Annotated in this window: 14 protein-coding genes; 7 read left to right on the top strand and 7 right to left on the bottom strand. The window is 66.8% G+C overall.

All coding sequences use genetic code 11. The features are described 5' to 3' along the window. Positions 1 to 25: 25 nt before the first annotated feature. The 6 genes from GB927_RS09535 to GB927_RS09510 all read right to left on the bottom strand — a co-directional run bounded on the left by GB927_RS09535 (position 26) and on the right by GB927_RS09510 (position 5,445). Positions 26 to 1,051 (bottom strand): aliphatic sulfonate ABC transporter substrate-binding protein, encoded by a 1,026-nt coding sequence (locus GB927_RS09535; protein ID WP_256116505.1) that lies wholly within the window; start codon positions 1,049 to 1,051, stop codon positions 26 to 28. A gap of 52 nt (positions 1,052 to 1,103) precedes the next feature. Then, positions 1,104 to 1,967, bottom strand: a complete 864-nt coding sequence (locus GB927_RS09530) for an ABC transporter permease (RefSeq protein ID WP_256116504.1) — start codon at positions 1,965 to 1,967, stop codon at positions 1,104 to 1,106. Positions 1,968 to 1,978: 11 nt separating this feature from the next. Continuing rightward, positions 1,979 to 2,815: an ABC transporter ATP-binding protein gene (locus GB927_RS09525; protein ID WP_256116503.1), complete on the bottom strand. Its 837-nt coding sequence runs from the start codon at positions 2,813 to 2,815 to the stop codon at positions 1,979 to 1,981. Positions 2,816 to 2,831: 16 nt separating this feature from the next. Next, entirely contained in the window at positions 2,832 to 3,161 is a 330-nt protein-coding gene (locus GB927_RS09520) for a 4Fe-4S dicluster domain-containing protein (RefSeq protein ID WP_256116502.1), read from the bottom strand. Between the two features lie 3 nt (positions 3,162 to 3,164). Further along, the gene (locus GB927_RS09515) at positions 3,165 to 4,793 is read right to left on the bottom strand and encodes an FAD-dependent oxidoreductase (protein ID WP_256116501.1); all 1,629 of its coding nucleotides are present in this window, start codon (positions 4,791 to 4,793) and stop codon (positions 3,165 to 3,167) included. Between the two features lie 64 nt (positions 4,794 to 4,857). Then, the gene (locus GB927_RS09510; RefSeq protein WP_256116500.1) at positions 4,858 to 5,445 is read right to left on the bottom strand and encodes a thioredoxin family protein; all 588 of its coding nucleotides are present in this window, start codon (positions 5,443 to 5,445) and stop codon (positions 4,858 to 4,860) included. Between the two features lie 253 nt (positions 5,446 to 5,698). Between GB927_RS09510 and GB927_RS09505 the strand changes: the two genes are divergently transcribed. After that, positions 5,699 to 6,169: a GNAT family N-acetyltransferase gene (locus GB927_RS09505; protein ID WP_256116499.1), complete on the top strand. Its 471-nt coding sequence runs from the start codon at positions 5,699 to 5,701 to the stop codon at positions 6,167 to 6,169. 8 nt (positions 6,170 to 6,177) lie between these two features. Next, a complete protein-coding gene (locus GB927_RS09500) occupies positions 6,178 to 8,160 on the top strand; it encodes a beta-N-acetylhexosaminidase (protein ID WP_256116497.1) in 1,983 nt (660 codons plus the stop codon). Positions 8,161 to 8,163: 3 nt separating this feature from the next. On the opposite strand, the gene hutC is transcribed toward GB927_RS09500, so the two are convergent. Beyond that, a complete protein-coding gene (gene hutC / locus GB927_RS09495; RefSeq protein ID WP_256116496.1) occupies positions 8,164 to 8,904 on the bottom strand; it encodes a histidine utilization transcriptional repressor HutC in 741 nt (246 codons plus the stop codon). A 474-nt stretch (positions 8,905 to 9,378) separates the two neighbouring features. Between hutC and GB927_RS09490 the strand changes: the two genes are divergently transcribed. The 5 genes from GB927_RS09490 (at position 9,379) to GB927_RS09470 (ending at position 20,564) form a co-directional block, all read left to right on the top strand. Further along, positions 9,379 to 10,413 (top strand): ABC transporter substrate-binding protein, encoded by a 1,035-nt coding sequence (locus GB927_RS09490; protein ID WP_256116495.1) that lies wholly within the window; start codon positions 9,379 to 9,381, stop codon positions 10,411 to 10,413. Between the two features lie 97 nt (positions 10,414 to 10,510). Further along, positions 10,511 to 11,368, top strand: coding sequence for an ABC transporter permease (locus GB927_RS09485; RefSeq protein ID WP_256116494.1), 858 nt, complete (start codon positions 10,511 to 10,513; stop codon positions 11,366 to 11,368). Next, positions 11,361 to 12,191 (top strand): quaternary amine ABC transporter ATP-binding protein, encoded by an 831-nt coding sequence (locus GB927_RS09480; protein ID WP_256116493.1) that lies wholly within the window; start codon positions 11,361 to 11,363, stop codon positions 12,189 to 12,191. Before GB927_RS09485 ends, GB927_RS09480 begins: the two co-directional genes overlap by 8 nt. Next, positions 12,184 to 13,671, top strand: coding sequence for an HAL/PAL/TAL family ammonia-lyase (locus GB927_RS09475; protein ID WP_256116492.1), 1,488 nt, complete (start codon positions 12,184 to 12,186; stop codon positions 13,669 to 13,671). The genes GB927_RS09480 and GB927_RS09475 overlap by 8 nt, the downstream gene beginning before the upstream one ends. 236 nt (positions 13,672 to 13,907) lie before the next feature. Next, entirely contained in the window at positions 13,908 to 20,564 is a 6,657-nt protein-coding gene (locus GB927_RS09470; RefSeq protein WP_256116490.1) for a beta strand repeat-containing protein, read from the top strand. Positions 20,565 to 20,588: the final 24 nt, after the last annotated feature.

Raw genomic sequence — 20,588 nt, 5'->3', positions numbered from 1 at the left:
CACGCCGACGCCCAAACCTACGCTATCAGTTGCTGGCGGCAACCCTCTTGAGCGCCGCGTCGTAGAACGAGCGGTCGATCCAGGTCGTGTAGTCGACCTTGCCCTTCAGGAGCTCGGCATCCGCCATGAAGGTTTCCTCGCCCTGAAGCGCCCGCACAGCCTCTTCGCTGATTTCCGGATTCTGGAAGAACTTGCCGTCCGGATAGGTCGCGCGCACGGCCTTGTCGCTGCTGCCGGTCTCCTTGACGAAGATCGCGATCGTCTCTTCCGGGTTGGCGTCGGCCCAGCGGTCAGTTGCGATGTCGACGGCCAGCAGGCGCGTCACGATATCGGGGTACTTGCGGGCGAAGTCACCGTTGACGCTGATGAGATGCGGCACGGCCCATTCCGGCTTTCCCGACACGCCGGCATCGAAGATCACGCGCGCGACGCCCTTTTCGACGAGCGTCTGGACGGGGCCGGTGCTCTCGACGATGGCATCGACATCGCCGCGCACCAGCGCCGGGCCGGAGCTTTCAATGCCGAGGTTCAGGCTCTCGACGTCGGTGAGCGAAAGGCCGGCTGCCTTCAGCGCCTTGGCGAAGGTCGAATGGCGCACCGTGCCCGAGAGATAGGCGACCTTCTTGCCCTTCAGGTCCTCGATCTTCTGGATCGGCGAATCCGGCTTGACGACGATCTGCGTCTCGTTCGAGCGGTTCCAGCTGGAAAGACCGATGAGCTTCACGTCCGCGCCGGTGGCGGCCAGGCGCAGCGACGGGTTGTTGCCGATGTAAGTGAAGTCGATGGCGCCGGAGCCAAGCGCCACGGTTGCGGCCGAGCCGCCGTCGAAGGTGGTCAGCTCGATCTTGATGCCGTCCTTGGCGAACTCGTTCTCCAGGAGCTTCTTGTTGCGATAGAGGATGAATTTCAGGTGGCCCGGCGCGGTGGAGCCGATGCGGATGACCTCCGGCTTCGCCTCGTCGGCGACAGCGGGGGCAAGGCCTGCGACCGGCAGGATGGAAAGCGCGAGCGCCAGTTTCAGAAGGGTGCGGCGAAGCGGATGAAGGGCCATGGAGTGATCCTTTCGAGATCGATGGGTCAAGGATGGGTGCGTTTCAAAGGGCTCAGTTCGGGCCGCTTTCGCCGCTGCCGCGCCAATGCGTGGCGCGCCGTTCGCCGGCGACGAGCAGGTAGTTGAGCAGGAGGCCGATGATCGTCAGCGTCAGGATGCCGGCATACATGCGGTCGGTTTCGAGCATCAGCGAGGAGTGCTGGATGAGGTAGCCGATGCCGGACTGGGCTGCGAGCATCTCGGCGGCGATGACCGAGAAGAGCGAGGTTTTTACGCCAAGCCGGGCGCCCGCGACGATCGAGGGGATGGCGGATGGGAAGATAACCTTCTTGAAGAGGTCCCAGTCCGACGTGCCCATGGAGCGCGCCGCCTTGACGAGCAGCGGATCGACGGACTTCACGCCGACGATCGTGTTGATCAGCAGGAAGAACACGGCGGCGTAGAAGGTGATGGCGATCTTCGAGGCCTCGCCGATACCGAGCAGCAGGATGAAGACCGGCAGCAGCGCGAATTGCGAGGTGTTGCGCAGCGTCTGGACGAGGAAGTCCGACGCTTTCTCGAACAGCGTATAACGCCCCATCAGGAAGCCGAGCGGCACGGCGACGACGACGGCCAGTGCAAAGCCGATCGCCGCCCGTTGCAGGCTGATGCCGATATGGTCGGCGAGCTGGCCGGAGATGATCATCTCCCAGAGCACCGAGAGCACCTGGCTCAGCGGCGGGAAGAACAGCGAATTGATCCAGCCGGCGCGCGGCGCGATCTCCCACAGCAGCGCGAAGGCGATCAGCGCCGGCAGGCCGAGCGTGATGGTGGAGAAGGTTTCGCCGAGCGCCGTCGGCGCCTTCGGCAGCGCGCGCTTGCGGCGCAGCGAAAAGGTGTTGCGAAGCGGCGGATTGCGGTCGACGATCAGGCTCATCCGATCCTCCCTCAGTTGGCGTAGGTGGAAGCAACGGCCCAGTCGCGCTGGGCCTTGCCGACTTCGTCGCGCAGGCTTTCCCAGACGCGGCCGCGATAGGCGTTGAAGTCCGGGCTGTTGCGGATATCGAGATCGCGCGGGCGCGGCAGGTCGATATCGACGATCTCCTTGACGCTCGCCGGGCGCGCCGTCATCACCACGACGCGATCGGCGAGATAGATCGCCTCGTCGATCGAGTGGGTGACGAAGACGACGGTCGTCTTGATCTGCTCCCAGATGCGCAAAAGCTCGCTTTGCAGGATGTCGCGCGTCTGGGCGTCGAGCGCGGCGAAGGGCTCGTCCATCAAGAGCACCTGCGGATCGGTGGAGAGTGCGCGCGCAATCGCCACGCGCTGCTGCATGCCACCGGAAAGCTGCGAGGGGAACCGGTCTTCAAAGCCCTGGAGGCCGAAGAGATGCAGGAAATGCAGCGCCTTCTCACGCCGCTCCGCGGCGGCGACGCCGCGCACCTCCAGCGCATATTCGACATTCTGCAAGGCCGTGCGCCACGGGAACAGCGCATATTGCTGGAAGACGTAAGCCGTGCGGGCATGCGGCTTGGAAACTTCGATGCCGTCGATGCGGGCGATGCCGGAGGTCGCCTCGGTCAGCCCGGCGATCACGTCGAGCAGCACCGACTTGCCGCTGCCGGAGGGGCCGACCAGCGTGATGAACTCGCCGCTGTTGATGGTGAGGTCGACGCCATCCAGCACCGCGATGCGGTTCGAGGTGACGCCATCGACAGTCACGGTCTGGCCGGGCTTCAGGTTGAAGGATTTTCGGACGGCGCTGACGGCGATGCGTTCCATGGTCAAAGTCTCCTTCTCAGACCTGCGCCACGCGGATGTGGCGGGTCGGGTCGTTCTGTGCGCCTCCGGCGCGCCCGCGGCTCCAGCCAAGGGAGCGGGCATAGGCGCCGAAGAGGTCGCGTTCGAGGACGTCGGGCTCGGTGATGCCGATCGGGCCATCCGCATGTTCGGCGACGTAGAGGGCATCGGTCGGGCAGTAGATTTCGCAGAGGAAGCAGGTCTGGCAGTCGTCCTGGCGGGCGATGACGGGCAGGCCCGTCTCGTCGCGGTCGAAAACGAAAGCCGGACAGATGCGTTCGCAGATATCGCAGCGGATGCAGCGATCGACGGAGATGACTTCGATCATCGCTCAGCCCTCCAGCGCGGTTTCGAGGGCAAGGTCTTCGCGCACCGCCGTTACCCGGTCGAGGCCGGAGACGATGATGCGGTTGGCCTGGGCGTCGCTCTCGGCGGGGAAATCGTGGCGACGGTGCACGCCGCGGCTTTCGGTGCGCAGCGAGGCTGCGGCGACGGTCCAGCGGGCGCTGGCGGTGACCGAGGCGACTTCGCGGGAGCGCAGGCGTTCGATGCCGGCGGCAGGCGGAGCCCGGTTCAGTCTTGACCAGAGGTCTTCGAGCGTGCTGCGGCTTGCCTCCAGCGTCTCCGCCGTGCGCCAATAGCTCTTGTCGAGCGGGGCGATCTGGTCGTGCGCGGTGCGGGCCGCGGCGGCGAGGTCGACGTCCTCGCGCTCGGCGCTGCCGCGCAGGCCCGTCGTGCCGAGCGGCTGCAATCGCGTGCTGTCGCGGCCCTGCCGGCGGCGGGCGTGGTGTGCTGCGCCATGGCCGGCCCACCAGCCGCTGGAGATGGCCCAGGAGGCATTGATGGCACCGCCGCCTGAAATGCCGCCGGTCACGTTTTCGCGGCTGGCCGCATCACCGGCGGCATAGAGGCCGAAAATGCCGGTGCCGCAATCGGATGTGACGATGCGGATGCCGCCGGTGCCGCGCACCGTACCCTCATATTTGAGGTCGATGCGGAAGAGTTCTTCGAACGGGTTGATGCCCATGCGCTCATAGGGCTGGAAACAGTTCGGCTGGCCGCGCCGCAGCCAATCCTGCATGGCGGGCTCGGCGAGATCGAGCCGGGCAAAGACCGGGCCGGACAGCATGGCTTCCGCCACCCGCCGCTCGCCGCCGCCGATGCCGTTCGTCACGGGCTCGCCCTTGGCATCGCGCAGCACCTCGCCGTCGGCGCGGTAGAAGGTCGCCCAGCGGAAGGGCAGGCCCTTGTTGAGCGACGAGCCATGCGGGGCGAGCGTGTATTTGCCGGTGAATTCCATGCCGGACAGGGCGGCGCCCGCTTCCGCGGCGAAGAGATAGCCGTCGCCGGTCAGGCCGGTGCCGCCGAGGATGCGCTCGAAGAAGGCGCAGCCGCCCGTCGCGAGCACGACCGCGCCCGCGGAAACCTCGAAGCTCGCGCCGTTGCGGCGTGCCAATCCCGCGGCCCCGCCGACATAATTTTCGTCGCCGAGCAGCTCCAGGATCGGATGGTGGTCGAGAATGGTGACGCCGGCCTTCTGCACGCGCTGGCGCATGAAGCGCATGTAATCCGGCCCGCGAAGGTTGGCAATGTAGAGACTGCCGTCCTCCTCGGTCGGGAACGGATAACCCCATTCGACGAGTTTCTGCAGGTTCTCATAGGCCCGGTCGGCGGAGCGCAGCATCCAGCGGCGATCGGCAAGGCCCGCGGTGCGCTTGAAGCGCTGCTCGACGGACGCCGCGCGGCCCTCGCCCGGCGGAACGCACCAGGTGCCGGTGTTGGAGGGGGCCGTCGCACCGCTCGTGCCGTGATAGCCCTTGTCGGCCAGCACGACGCGCGCGCCGGCCTCGGCCGCCGACAGCGCCGCCCAGGCGGCAGATGGCCCGCCGCCGACGACGAGCACGTCCGTTTCGATGCGGCGCCCGTCCTGCGTGGGCTGTTCCTTGCGACGCGATGCCATGATGGTCCGGTTTTTGGGGTGAGAAGACGGTGCCGGCCCTCGCGGGCCGGCAGGGCATGCCTGTTCAGGCGGCGGCGGAGAACCAGGAGGGTTCGTTGCCGGCGGTCCACTTGATGTTGCAGCCGATCGACGGGGTCTGGGCCGAGCCGGCGGCCTCGCCCTTCAGCACGGCAGCGACGGCCGCGCGCAGGTCGGCACCCGTCACGTCCTTGCCATTGCCCGGGCGGGCATCGTCGAACTGGCCGTGATAGGCGAGCTTGCGCTCGCGGTCATAGAGGAAGAAATCCGGCGTGCAGGCCGCACCATAGGCCTTGGCGACGCCCTGCGAGGCATCCTTGAGGTAGGGGAAGCCGTAGCCGTAGGTCTTCACCTCGGCGCCGACGCGCTCCAGCGTTTCCTCGGGATGCGCCGCGCCGTCATTGCTGTTGATCGCCACGACGGCGAGGCCCTGGCCGGCATGCTCGCGGGCAAATTCGGCGAGCGCCTCGCGGATCAGCACCACGAAGGGGCAGCGGTTCGAGATGAAGGCGACGAGCAGCGCGGGGCTGTCCTTGAATTCGGCAAGAGTGAACAGATTGCCGTCCGCATCCGGCAGGATGAAGTCCGGTGCGCGGGTTCCGAGCGTAATGGGGTTGGATTCGGTCTTGGGCATGGTATCCTCCTGGCAAGCCAATGAGGACAATAATCTAGATATTACATAGATTTTATAGATATGGTTTTCCAAGCGACCCGCCTGATGGAGTTATTGTTGGCGCCATAAGGGCCGCCCGGCGCAATCTTTTTGCGGCAGGCCCGCTGCCGCTCCCTCGCCTCTCCAAATGGCCGTTTGATTAAATCGAGTGGATTTACTACCAGATTCCGCAAGGAGGACGGGCACGCGCCCTGTCGAACCTGAGGAGGCCATCGTGGATTATCTCGTCAATCTCTCGCTGCTGAAACCCGATCCGGCGCTCGATGCGCGCGTGGCGGAAGCGGGCGTGACGATCCGCCGGCCGCTGGCACCCGAAGCCCGGCTCGTCACCGAATGGGTGGCGGAAACGTTCGAAACGGGCTGGTCGAGCGAGGTCGCGGTCGCGCTGACGCGCCAGCCGCCCACCTGCTTCATCGCGACGCGGGCGAAAAAACTCGTCGGCTTCGCCTGCCATGAATCGATCGCCCGCGGCTTCTTCGGGCCGACCGGCGTCGACGAGGCGGCGCGCGGCCTCGGCATCGGCCATGCGCTGCTGCTCGCAAGCCTCTTCGACCTCAAGACCATGGGCTACGGCTATGCCATCATCGGCGATGTCGGCCCCTCGGCCTTCTATGAGAAGACGGTCGGCGCCACCGCCATCCCCAATTCCGCGCCCGGCGTCTACGCCGGCATGCTCGACGTCTAGGAAACCCCATGCCGACACTCGACTTCGAGACCCTGTGGCTTCCTGCGGAGCAGGCCTACAGCCTGAGCCTCAAAAACCTCGGCACAGGTGCGATCCGCGGCTTCCGGCTGTGTTTCAGCGGCTCCTGCCAGGTCGATGCCACGGCCGTCGCCGAGGGCGGCACGGTCGGCAGGACGCTCTCCACCTTCACGGAACTCCTGCCGCCGGAGGGCTTCGTGCTGGAGCCCGGCGCCACCTGGACCATCACCATCAAGGGTCTGGGCTTCGCCCTCCAGCATTGGACGGATGGCGCGCGCGGCGCCTATCTCGCCTTCGACGACGGCAGCACGCTGGCACTCACCACCTCGCCAACGCAGCGCATGGGCGGCAATGCAGCGCCGAAGCGCGGCGTGGAACCCTTTCCGGTCCCCGCGAACGCGCCGGTACCGGTCTCGGTCATCCCCTGGCCCAACCATGTCGCGGTCTCCGGCCGTAATGCCGTGCCGCCGGGGCTGACGCTTGTCACAGACGGCGCAAAGGCCACGGCGGCGGCCACAGCCTTCACCCGGCTGGTCGAGGCGCTCTTCGCCGTCGAGGGCATCGTGCGGCCCGCCGAGGAAGGCGGTATGCCGGTACATCTCCACCGCAGGGACGGCTTTGCCGCGGAAGCCTACGAGGTCACGTTCTCCCCCGGCTCGGTCACGATTGCGGCCTCCACCGAGACCGGCCTGTTCTACGGCCTCGTGACGCTCGGCCAGGTCTTGCGCGGCGCGCGGCATTTTCCGCAGACCTATAGTTTCCCCGCCGAAGGGCGGATTGCCGACGTACCCGCCATGGGCTGGCGCGGGCTGCATCTCGACGTTGCCCGCCAGTTCTACGGCGAAGCCGAGATCAAGCGGCTGCTCGCCATCCTCGCCTGGAACAAGCTCAACCGTTTCCACTGGCACCTCTCGGACGACGAAGCCTGGCGCGTCGAGATCGATGCCTATACGGCGCTCACCGAAGTCGGCGCCTGGCGCGGCCACGGTCTTGCGATCCCGCCTTTGCTCGGCACCGGGCCGGAGCGCAGCGGCGGTTATTACACCAAGGCCGCCATCCGCGAGATCGTCGCTTATGGACGGGAGATCGGTATCGAGATCGTGCCGGAGATCGACGTCCCCGGCCATTGCCACGCCCTGCAGCAGGCCATTCCGGACCTGCGCGACCCGCAGGAAAAGGGCAGCTATTTCTCCGTTCAGGGTTTTCCGGACAATTGCCTCAACCCGGCGCGCGAAAAAACCTACGAGGTGATGGAAACCATTCTCAGGGAACTCATCGAGTTGTTCCCTTTCCGCACGATCCACATCGGCGCCGACGAGGTGCCGATCGGCGCCTGGTCCGGCTCGCCGGAGGCGCTGGCAAAACTGCGCGCGATCGGCGGCGACGCCATGGCCGAGGCCCATGCCAAAAGGCTCAACGTGATCACCAACACCCACGGCGCCGATGCCATCGAGGGGTCCGGGGCGGCCGCGCTCCAGGCGCTGTTCCTGGAGCGTGTGCAAAAATTCCTCGCCGCCGAGGGCTGCATCACCGGCGGCTGGCAGGAGGCCGCGCATGGCAATGTCATCGACAAGGAGGCCACCTATCTCTGCGGCTGGCGGGACGTGGCGGTTTCGGCGGCCCTTGCCGGCGAGGGTTACAGCATGGTCGTCTGCCCCGGCCAGGCCTATTACCTCGACATGGCGCACAGCCCCGACTGGGACGAGCCGGGCGCAAGCTGGGCCGGCGCCTCGACGCCGGAAGCGACCTATGCCTTCGATCCCATCGCCGGCTGGAGTGCTGCGCAGAAGGAGAAGCTGCGGGGCGTGCAGGCGTGCATATGGTCCGAACCCATGCTGGACCGCGCGGTCTTCGACCGCCTCGTTTTCCCGCGCCTTTCGGCCATCGCCGAAACCGGCTGGACGCAGCCGGAGCACAAATCCTGGGAACGCTTCCGGGCCTCTGCCGGCCTCATGCCGGCGCTCTATTCATAAGCGTCAGAAATTGCTCTGGAGGCGGTAGCGCGAACCGGGATAGAGCAGGCGCACCGTCGTCACCACGCGGTCCTGCGACCAGGTGCGGCGGCGGATCAGGATGCAAGGCTCAGAGCGGGCAATCGCCAGCACCTTGCACTCCCAGGGCTGCGGCAGCACCGCCTCGATGAACTGCTCGGTCTTGGCGATCGGCGCGATGCTCGTCAAAAAGGCGTTCGGCGTGGTGTGGGAAAAATCCTGCTCCAGATAATCCGGCGCGATGGCGGGATTGACGAAGCGGTCTTCCAACTGGATCGGCACGTCGTCCTCATTGTGCACGATGACGGAGTGGAAGGACTGCGCGCCGACATCGAGTTCCAGCGCCGCCGCCAGTTCGTGGCCGCAGGTCTCGCTCTGGGCGAGGATGAGCTCGATGCGATGGACCGAGCCGCGCTCCAGGATTTCATCGGCGATGTTGCGCACGCCGAGCGCCGGTGCGCTGCGCTTCTTCGGCGCCACGAACGAGCCCTTGCCCTGCACGCGGGTGATGACGCCCTCGTTGGCGAGTTCGCGCAGCGCCCGGTTCGCCGTCATGCGGCTGACGCCCAGCATGTCCACCAACTCGTTCTCCGAGGGAATGCGGTGATTGACCGGCCATTCGCCGGTTTCGATCTTCGCCCGGATCTGCGTCTTCATGCGCTCGTAGATCGGCGCGCCGCGCTCGCCCGCATCCTTCGCCAGCAGTCCGGCGTCTTCATTCAGCATTGCCGTGGCTCCCCGCGTTCAAACCTCAGTACCTGCTTACAAAATATGCCGGATAAAGTAAGCACAGTTTTCATCCAGCGCCATCCACTTGTCTACTATCCTCCATCAAGTTACATATACAACTTTAGCCTTTTATTGATGGATTCCAATGGGCTTTGCGCGACGGGTTTTCTCCGCGTCAAGATGCCCCGAAAAGCCTGGAAAATAGGCCGGACCGCCCGAAAAACAGGACTTGTACGCCGGCCGGGCCATAAATGCACCAATCCACCGCCAGCACTTAATGCGACATCCAATGTCGCGGACGAAGATGCGCCTTGCAGGGCGATATGACATTCATTACAAGACAAGTTGTATAGTGAACTTAATGAACAGGCGGCCTGAGGTCGCGGAGGCTGCGCATGACCTGAGGCCACACCGGTGGCCGCCTGAAAAATCTGGTTTTCATCGTTACCATCATCAAAAAGGGGAACTGAAATGCTGAATTCCAAACTGAAATATTCGCTTCTCGCCGCCGCAGCCCTCATTGCCGGCTCCGCCGGCACGGCTCAGGCCTCCTATTGCAGCGACGGCAAGACCGTCACCTTCGCGGGCATCGACTGGGAAAGCGGCGCCTTCATCACCGAAGTCATGAAGGAAATCCTGTCTAAGGGTTACGACTGCAAGGTCGATTCGATCCCCGGCAATTCCGTGACGCTCGAACAGGCGACCGCCAACAACGACGTGCAGATCTTCGCCGAAGAGTGGATCGGCCGTTCCGACGTCTGGAACAAGGCGGCCGCCGCCGGCCAGGTGAAGTCGGTCGGCAAGACCTTCGTGGGCGCCGCCGAAGGCTGGTTCGTGCCGGAATATCTGGTGAAGGGCGATGCCGAAAAGGGCATCGAGGCCAAGGCGCCGGACTTGAAGAGCGTCGAGCAGCTCTCCGACCCGAAGATCGTCGAACTGTTCCTCGACCCGGAAGAGCCCACCAAGGGCCGCTTCCTGAATTGCCCGTCGGGCTGGACCTGCGAGGGCGTCAACACCGCCAAGCTCGAAGCCTACAAGCTCGGCGAAACCTACGTGAACTTCCGCCCGGGCACCGGCACCGCGCTCGACGCCGCCATTGCCGCCGCCTATCTCCAGGGCGAGCCGATGCTGTTCTACTACTGGAGCCCGACGGCGATCATGGGCAAGTACAAGCTCATCCAGCTCGAAGAGCCCGCCTACAACGACGCCTGCTGGAAGGAACTGACCACCGCCGACGGCAAGCGCGACGCCGGCTGCGCCTTCCCCTCCGTTGAAGTCGCCTACGGCGTCAACAGCACCTTTGCGGGCGAAGCGCCGGACATCATGGAAATCCTCGAAAAGGCGACCTTCCCGCTGGAAGACGTCAATGCCAGCCTCGCCTACATGACGGACCAGAAGGTCGATGCGGTCGCGGCCGCCAAGAACTTCCTCCAGACCAAGGCCGACGTCTGGGGCGGCTGGGTTTCGGCCGACGCCAAGGCGCGCATCGAAGCTGCCGTCAAGTAATCGCAGGGCTGCGCGTCTCTTTCGGCGCGCAGCCTTTTCCCGTCAGGACAGGGGCTGACCACCGGGACGGCGGTCGGCGCGCGCGAGGATTTCATCGATGTTTCCTGAAGCTTTCCATATTTCCATTCGAGGCCCGATCAACGACTTCGTGCAGTCGCTGGTGGTGAATTACGGGTTCGTCTTCAAGGCGATCTCGCAGACGCTTCTCCAGGCGATCCTTTTCGTCGAATGGATCCTGCGCGGTCTGCCCTGGTGGGCCGTCTTCATCGTCTTCCTGGCGCTCGCCTGGTTCGCGTCGAAGAAGATCTCGCTCGTCGTCACCGTTGCGGTCATGCTGTTTGCCGTCGGCGCGCTCGGCCTCTGGGACCTGACGATGCAGACGCTGGCGCTGATGCTGATCGCCAGCCTCATCTCCGTCGCCATCGGCGTTCCCATGGGCATCTGGCTGGCAAAAAGCGAACTGATGCGGCGCATCACGCTGCCGGTGCTCGATGTCATGCAGACCATGCCGAGCTTCGTCTACCTCATTCCGGCGATCATGCTCTTCGGCCTCGGCAAGGTGCCGGCGGTGCTCGCCACCATCATCTATGCCGTGCCGCCGCTCATCCGCTTGACCGATCTCGGCATCCGCCAGGTGGACAGCGAAGTGGTGGAGGCCGCGACCGCCTTCGGCGGCAGCCCGCCGCAGATCCTCTTCGGCGTCGAGCTTCCGCTCGCCACCCCCACCATCATGGCCGGCCTCAACCAGACGATCATGATGGCGCTCTCGATGGTCGTCGTCGCCTCGATGATCGGCGCGCGCGGGCTTGGCGAACAGGTGCTGAACGGCATCCAGACGCTCGACGTCGGCAAGGGGCTGGAGGCCGGCCTCGGCATCGTCATCCTCGCGATCGTGCTGGATCGCATCACGCAGGGTTTTGGCCAATCCAGCCGGAAGGAACGCGGCAATGACTGACATCGCAATCCGCAACGTTTCCAAGATCTTCGGCGGCAACTGGAAGGCCGCGCTGGCGATGACCAAGGACGGTGCCGACAAGGGCGCCATCCTCGCCAAGACCGGGTGCAGCGTCGGCCTCGACAATGTCAGCCTCGACATTCCCGGCGGCCGCGTCTTCGTCATCATGGGGCTTTCGGGCTCCGGCAAGTCGACGCTGGTGCGCCACATCAACCGCCTGATCGAGCCGACCAGCGGCGAGATTCTCGTCGACGGCAGCAATGTGCTGGACCTCAAGGCGAAGGAACTGCGCGACTTCCGCAACCGCCGCGTCAGCATGGTGTTCCAGAATTTCGGGCTGATGCCGCACCGCACGGTCTTGCAGAACGTCGTCTACGGCCAGCGCGTGCGCGGGTTGACCAAGGCGGATGCCGCGCCCATCGGCATGAAGTGGATCGAGACGGTCGGCCTTGCGGGCTATGAGAACAAGTTCCCGCACCAGCTTTCCGGCGGCATGAAACAGCGCGTCGGGCTTGCCCGGGCGCTGGCGGCCGATACCGACGTCATCCTGATGGACGAGGCGTTTTCCGCGCTTGACCCGCTGATCCGCGCCGACATGCAGGACCAGCTTCTCCAGCTCGAAAAGAACCTGCACAAGACCATCGTCTTCATCACGCACGATCTCGACGAGGCCTTGCGCATCGGCGCGCAGATCGCGATCCTGAAGGACGGCAAGCTGGTACAGGTCGGCACGCCGAGTGAAATCTTGAACAGCCCGGCGAACGACTATGTCGCCCGCTTCGTGCAGCGCCGCGCCGGCGCAGGAGAAGTTCAGCATGCCTGATACGATCGTCCTCGATCGTCCGCTGACCTGGCAGGAGATCGCCGCAGTCGCCAAGGGCGCGGCGCTCTCCCTGTCGGACAACACATGGCAGCGCATCGCAGCCGCACGCGCCGTGGTCGATGCGCTCGTCGAAAAGCGCGTGCGCGGCTACGGCATCAACACCGGCGTCGGCGCGCTCTGCGACGTGATCGTCGACATACCCCAGCAGCAGGCACTGTCGCGCAACATCCTGTTCAGCCACGCCTGTGGCGTCGGCGAACCGCTTGGCCGCGAAGAGACCCGCGCCGTGATGGCCGCCCAGATCGCCAATTTTGCACATGGCTATTCCGGCGTGCGCGTCGAGACGGTCGAGACGCTGCTGGCGCTGCTCAATGGCGATATCCTGCCGATCATTCCTTCGAAGGGTTCGGTCGGCTACCTCACCCACGCCGCCGCCATCGGCCTCGTGCTGATCGGCGAAGGCGAGGCCCGCCACAAGGGCGAGACGATCTCCGGACGGCAGGCGCTGGACAGGCTCAACCGCTCGGCCCTGGTGCTGGGAGCCAAGGAAGGCCTCAGCCTCGTCAACGGCACGCCCTGTGCCACCGGCCTCGCCAGCCTCGCCCTCGCCCGCACGACGCACCTGCTCGATTGGGCGGATGCGGCGGCTGCGATGAGCTACGAAAACCTCGGCGCGCAGGCGGACCCGTTTGCCGCGGCACCGCTGGCGCTGCGCACCTCGCCGGGGCTCCAGACCGTCGGGGAAAACCTGCGCCGCCTGCTTGCCGGCAGCCCGCTGCTCGCGCAATCGGCGGGCTCGCGCACGCAGGATCCGCTCAGCCTTCGCGGTGTGCCGCAGGTGCATGGCGCGGTTCGCGACAGCGTGGCTCAGATCGCCGAAGTCGTGAACCGGGAGCTTGGAAGCGTTACCGACAACCCGGTCGTCACCGGCTCGCCGGAGGCACCTGAGGTGCATTCGCAGGCCCATGCCATCGGCGCCGCCCTCGGGCTCGCAATGGACGGTCTTGCCATTGCCGCGGCGGAACTGGCGGCCATTTCCGAGCGCCGCATCGACCGGCTCGTCAATCCGCTGGTGAGCGGCCTGCCCGCCTTCCTCGCGGAAGGCAGCGGGGTCGCCTCCGGCTTCATGATCATCCAGTACACGGCAGCAAGCCTCGTCGCGGAAAACCGGCGGCTTGCGGCGCCGGCAAGCCTCGATGGCGGCATCACCTCGGCCTTGCAGGAAGACATCCTCACCCACGCGACGCCCGCGGCGGACAAGGCATTGGCGATCATCGCCAATCTCGAAGCCGTGCTGGCGATCGAGGTCATGAGCGCCGCCCAGGCCTATGACATGCAGCCGAACGCCAGCGGCAAGGCTGCCGGCACCGCCGCGCTCTACGCGCGGATTCGCGATGCCGTCCCGGTCTATCGCGACGACCGGCCGCTGAACGGCATGGTCGCCGTCCTGCGCGCGCTCCTGCACAGCACCGAAGCCTGATTCGGCCGCGAGCCGGGGCCGTCCCGGCTCGCTGAACGACCACGCTCACACTGCTGATTTCCTTGATCCGCCAGCCCACGGCGGAGCGTCCTTTGCGGGGCTTAAACGCGGTGCCCCAAGGCGCCTGCGGCGACGATTCCGAACTTCAGGCTCAGGCAAGCTCCTCGCTGTATCAGGCAATCTGCCAGAACGCGGATTTACAGTTCTTTCGTCTTCATTTTTCCAGGAATTTGCTCATGCCGTCGACCGTTTCCTCCTACAGCATCGCCCAGATCAAGCAGCTCTCGGCAACGACGATCAAGGGCTGGTCGACGGAGGACGTGGCATCGCTCTCGACGGGCCAGCTCGGCGCCTTTTCCTCCGCACAGATCGCCGCGCTGGAGAACGAGGACATTGATGTCCTCAGCTCTCGCCAGCTCAGCGCCATTTCGCAGAGCGCGATCATCGGCCTGACGCTCGACCAGCTCGGCATGCTGAGCAAGGCCGACGTGGAAAGCCTGACGCCGTCGCAGATCGGCGCGCTCACCACGCGGCAGATGGGCGCGCTCACGGAGGACCAGGCGGAGGCGCTGACGGCCGCGCAGGTGCGCATGCTGAGCGCCGCCCAGCTCCAGGCGCTTGGCCCGGACGACATCAAGACCTTCTCGACCGAGGACATGGCCGCGATCAGCTACAAGGCCGTGCAGGGCCTGAGCGCCGCCACCATCGCCGCCCTTTCCGACGCGCAGATCGGCGCGCTGAGCCCGCTGGCACTTGCCGGCCTGACGACGGCGCAGGCAAGCGCGCTGACGCCCGACCAGATCCGCGAACTCACCACCGCGCAGGTCGCCCTCCTCAAGCCCGCACAGATCGCGGCGCTCAGCACGGCGGCCGTCGCCGCCTTCTCCAGCACGCAGATCCCGGCGCTGAGCACCAGCGCGGTCACCGGCCTCACCTCCACGCAGATCAACGCTCTGGACGTCGACCAGATCGAGGCGTTCTCGCCCGCACAGGTCCGCGCCTTCAACGCCTTGCAGCTCGGCGCCATGGGCGCGGACGGCCTTGCCACCTTCTCGGTGCAGGATATTGCCGCGATCTCCAACCGGGCGCTCTCGGGCATCACCACCGCGGCGATCGCCGGGCTCACGACCGAGCAGGTCGCAGCGCTGAACCCGACCGTCATCCAAGCCCTGACGGCCGCGCAGGTCGCAGCCTTCACCACCGAACAGGTCGAGGTCCTGTCGCCGGCGCAGGTGCGCGCGATGAACGCCACGCAGATCGCCGCCCTCTCCTCCGACGACGTCGCGGCGCTGTCGAGCGGCGCCATCGCCGCCATCAACGACAAGGCGATCAAGGGTCTCGGCTCCGCCGCGATCGCCGGCCTCAGGGCAGACCAGATCGCGGCACTGACCGGCGCCCAGATCAATACGCTCGACGGAAAGCAGATCGCGGCATTCGGCGCGGAGGGCGTGACCTCGTTCACCACCACACAGATCGCCGCCATCAATAGCAAGGCCATTTCCGGCCTCACCACCGACCAGATCGATGCCTTCGCAACCGAGCAGGTCGAAGCCCTCTCGCCAACCCAGGTTAAGGCGCTTACCGCCGCGCAGCTCTCCGCGCTCGACGACATCGACATCGCGACCTTCTCGACGGCGGATATCGCCGCCCTTTCGGCAAGCGCCATCGCGGGCCTCAGCACCGCCACCATTGCCGGCCTGTCGCCCGCCCATATCGCCGCCATCAGCGCCAAGGCCATTCCCGGCCTCACCACCCAGCAGATCGCGGAGCTCAGCTTCTCCCAGGCCGCAGCCCTGACGCCCTCGCAGGTCAAGGCGCTGAGCGCGCTCCAGCTTGGCGCGTTCACGCTCGATGCGCTGGAAGAGTTCTCGGCCGCCGACATCGCCGCGATCCAGAACAATGCGCTGAGCGGCCTTGGCAGCGACGCGCTCGCCAACCTCACCACCGCCCAGATCGCGGCCCTCACCACCGCGCAGATCGCAGCCCTCAAGCCGGCGCAACTCGCTGCCTTTGATACCGACCAGGTCGAAGCACTGTCGCCGACCCAGGTCCGGGCGCTCAACGCCCTCCAGCTCGCGGCGCTGACGCCGGAGGCGCTTGCCACCTTCTCCACCGCCGACATGGCGGCGCTCACCAATCGCGGGATTTCGGGCATCAGCACGGATGCGCTGGCGGAGCTGACAACCGACCAGATCGCCGCGATGAACAGCGGCGCGCTCACCGGCCTCACGGTGGCGCAGTCGCGCGCCCTCACCATCGAGCAGGTCCAGGCACTGTCGCCGGGCCAAATCAGCGCGCTCAATGCCTCGCAGCTCTCCGCCCTCGACAGCGATGCGCTGGCCGCGCTGACGCCCGCCCAGTTCGCCGCGATCAACAGCAAGGCCATCACCGGCCTCAAGAGCGACGCCATCGCCGGGCTGACGACGGAACAGATCGCCGCCCTCGGCACCGCCGTCATCGCCAGCCTCACGGCCACGCAGCTCGCAGCGCTTTCGCCCGACCAGATCGAGGCCTTCACGCCGACGCAGGTGCGCGTGCTGAGCGCCAAGCAGATCACGGCACTCGGTGCGGACGGCATCGCGACCTTCTCCACCGCCGACATGGCGGCGATCAACACCAAGGCCATGCAGGGCATCAACTCGGCCGCCTTCGGGGAACTGACGAGTGCCCAGATCGCCGCGCTGTCGCCGACCCAGATCGCCGGCCTCGCGCCGGGCCAGATCGCCAGCATGGGCGACGACTTCTTCGCGGCGCTCAGCACGCTGCAGATCGCCTCGCTCAGCACCGCCGTCATCACCGGCCTTACCACGGCACAGCTCGATGCGCTGAGCACCGCGCAGGTCGAGGCGTTGACGGCGCTTCAGGTCAAGGCGCTCAGCTCCACGCAGCTCGCCGCACTCGATTCCGCCGACATCGCGACCTTCTCCACCGCGGATATCGCGGCGATCAGTACCAAGGCCATTGCCGGCCTGGAGGCGAGCCTGGTCGCCGGACTGTCGACCGCGCAGATCGCGGCGCTCGATCGCAACGCGCTGTCCGGCATGACGGCGTCGCAGATCGAAGCCCTGTCGTCTTCGCAGATCGCGGCGTTCTCGACCGCGCAGATCGCCGGCCTCGGCTCCGCGCAGGTCGCAGCCCTCGAAGCGGAAGACATCCAAGCGCTGTCCACCGCCCAGATCGCGGCGCTCAGCTACCGCGCCATCGCCGGCCTCAGCACGCTGACCGTCGCAGCCCTTTCGGCAAGCCAGCTCGCCGCCTTGAGCACCAACGCGGTCGCCGGCATGACGACCGGCCAGGTCGAGGCTCTCACCTCGCAGCAGGTCAGCCAGCTTTCCAGCGGCCAGGTGAAGGCTTTGACGGCAGCCCAGGTGAAGGCGCTTGCGGAGGACATCACGGCGCTTTCCCCCGCGCAGATCGAATTCCTGAACGCCGGCGCCATCAGCGGTCTGGCCTCCGATCAGGTGGCCGCGCTGTCTTCCGGCCAGATCGCGGCGCTGACGACCGCGCATATCGCTGCCCTCAATAGCGGACAGGTCGCGGCGCTGAGCAGCACAGACCTCGCCGCGCTTTCTTCGGCACAGCTCGGGGCGCTGAGCGCGCTCGGCGTTTCCGGCCTGACGTCCAGCCAGATCGCCGCGCTCAACACGGCGCAGATCGCCAACTTCACCACCAAGCAGATGGCGGCCCTCAACTCGTCGCAGATCGCGGCGCTGGGAACGGACAAGGTGGCGGTGCTCTCGACGGCGCAGATCGGCGCGCTCAATGCCGGCAGCATTGCGGGCTTCAACTCCCAGCAGCTTGCCGTGCTCACCACCGCCCAGGCCGAAGCGCTCAACAGCGCGCAGATCGGCACGCTGACCTCCGAGCAGATCAAGGAACTCGGCACCGACGACATCGCGACCTTCACCACGAAGGAGATCGCGGCAATCAGCTCCAACGCCATCAAGGGCCTGTCGGCGGCGATGATCGCCTCGCTGACGACGGCGCAGATCGCGGCGCTCAGCACCGCCGCCATCGGCGCGATGAGCGTGCAGCAGCTCGAAGCACTGAACACGGCGCAGGCACAGGCGCTGGGCAGCGCCCAGATCGCCGCGCTGAGCGCCACCCAGCTCGCCGCCTTCGGTCCGGACGACATCGCCACCTTCTCGACGCAGGACATTGCCGCCATCGGCTCGTCGGCAATTTCTGGCCTCTCCACCGACACGATCGCCTCGCTTTCGGCCGCCCAGGTCGCAGCATTGAGTGCGGCCGGCATCAGCGGCATGGCCGCGAGGCAGGTCGCAGCTCTTAACGTCGCCCAGGCCGAGGCGCTGACCAGCACGCAGATCGGCGCGATGAGCGCCGTCCAGCTTGCGGCCTTCGCGACGGACGAGATCGCCACCTTCTCCACCCGCGAGATCGCCGCCATCGGTGCCGGCGCCATCACGGGGCTTTCGAGCGAAACGATCGCCGGCCTTTCCACGGCGCAGGTCGCGGCGCTCAGCACGGCCGCCATCGGCGGCATGGCGCCGCGCCAGATCGCCGCCTTCACCAGCCAGCAGCTCGATGCGCTGACACCCGCGCAGGTCAAGGCGCTCGACGCACGCCAGATCGCATCGCTCGGCACGGAATATATCGCAGCCCTGTCCACCGCCCAGCTTGCGGCACTCAGCACCGCTGCCATTGCCGGCATGTCGACCGAGCAGATCGCAGCGCTCAGCACCGCCCAGGCCGAAGCCCTCACCAGCACGCAGGTCGCAGCCCTCACCTCGCGCCAGATCGCAGCGCTCGGCATGGACGACCTCGACACGTTCTCCGTCGCGGACATGGCCGCCATCAGCTCGGGCGCCATGGCAGGCCTGTCGACGGCCATGCTCGCGTCCCTGACGACGGGCCAGATCGCCGCGCTTGGCCCGGCCGGCCTTTCCGGCATGACGAGCAGCCAGATCACGGCCCTCACCAGCGAGCAGATCGGCGCGCTCACCACGGCGCAGCTCGCCGCCCTCGGCTCCAAGCAGATCGCGGCACTCGACACGGAAGACATCGCCGCCCTGTCGCCGACGCAGATCGCGGCACTCAGCCCCGCCGGTATCGCCGGCCTGACCTCGACCCAGATCGCCACGCTCTCGACCCTCCAGGCCGAGGCGCTGACCAGCGCCCAGGTCGCCGCGTTGAGCTCCACGCAGATCGCCGCCTTCGCGCCGGACCGGATGGAGACCTTCACGGCCGGCGAGATCGCCGCCATCTCCTCCAGCGCGGTCGCGGGCCTGTCGACAGCGACGATCGCCGCCCTCGCCACCGGCCAGATCGCCGCGCTGAATGCCGCCGGCCTCACCAGCGTGCAGATCGACGCGCTCAACACCTTCCAGCTTGAGGCATTGACGACGGCGCAGCTCGCCGCCTTCGGCTTCACGCAGGTGGGCGCGCTCGGAACGAACGACCTTTCCGTCCTGTCACCGGCGCAGATCGCCGCGCTCAGCACCGCCGGCATCGCCGCGCTCAGCACCACCCAGATCGCGGCCCTCTCGACCCTTCAGGCCGAGGCACTGACCAGCACGCAGATCGCCGCGCTGAGCTCGACGCAGATCGCCGCCTTCGGCGCGGACGATCTGGAGCTGTTCTCGCCGGGCGACCTCGCCGCGATCAATTCGCGCGCCATTGCCGGCCTGACGACGGCCATGCTCGCCTCGCTCACCACCGGCCAGATCGCCGCTTTCAGCCCCACGGGCATATCGGGCCTGTCGAGCGACCAGATGGCGGCGCTGACCTCCGATCAGGTCGAGGCGTTGACCAGCGCGCAGGTTGCAGCTCTCAGCTCGCGGCAGATCGCGGCGCTGGATGCGGGCGATATCGCGCTGTTTTCGACCGCCGACATGGCGGCGATCGGCGCCTCCGCCATCACCGGCCTGTCGCCGGCCGTGCTCGCCGGCTTCTCGGCCAGCCAGATCGCGGCGCTGAGTGCAACCGGCATCGGCGGGCTCACCACGGCCCAGGTCGCGGCTCTCAGCTCCAGCCAGGTGAGCGCGCTCACCAACCAGCAGCTCGCGGCCCTCGGCTCCAAGCAGGTGGCAGCCCTCGACGTGGAAGACATCGTGGCGCTGACCCCGGGGCAGGTTGCTGCGCTGAGCGCCGGCGGGATCGCCGGCCTCACCGGGCCGCAGGCCGCCGGAATGAGCCTGGAACAGGTCGAGGCGCTGTCCGCCGGCCAGATCGGATGGCTCGGCTCGGCTGCGCTTGCGGGCCTGTCGACACAGGCGCTCGACACTTTCACGCCGGCCAAGCTGGCGGCGATCGGCGCCGATGCCATCAAGGGGGTGCCGGCGAGCTATCTCGCGACGCTCACCGAAGCCGAGATCGCGGCGCTGACGACGGCCCAGGTCGGCGGTCTCAGCAGCGCCCAGGTCGCAGCGCTCAGCACGGACCAGGTCGAGGCCTTCTCGCTCGCCCAGATCGGTGCGCTCGCCGTGCCGGGTATCGGCGGCCTCACCACCGCGCAGATGCAGACCATCTCGACCGCCGAGCTGTCCGCCATCAGCGCAGCCGCGATCAAGGGCCTGTCCACGGCGGCCATCGGCTCGCTTTCCAGCGATGCGATCACCGCCCTTTCGACCGGGCAGGTTGCCGCTCTCACCTACGGGCAGATGTCGGCCTTGAGCGCCCAGCAGATCGGCGCGCTCTCGACCGCGCAGGTCGGCGCGCTGACGGCAACGCAGGCGGCGGCCTTGGGTGCGGACGACCTCGGTTCCTTCACGCCCGAGCACATCCTCGCGCTGAGCTCGAACGCCATTTCGGGATTGAGCACGGCAACGCTCGCCGGACTAGGCACCGAACAGGCGAGCGCCTTTACGCCCGGCCAGCTTGCCGCGATGACCTCGGCGCAGCTCAACGCGCTGCCGCAGGGTGGCGGGGTGTAGCCGCAAGTCGAGATCATCTCGAAA

The organism is Shinella lacus, from assembly GCF_010994755.1.
Taxonomy (GTDB): Bacteria; Pseudomonadota; Alphaproteobacteria; order Rhizobiales; family Rhizobiaceae; genus Shinella; species Shinella lacus.
Note: the sequence above shows the minus strand (reverse complement) of the source record. Positions and strands in the feature narration are given on the sequence as shown.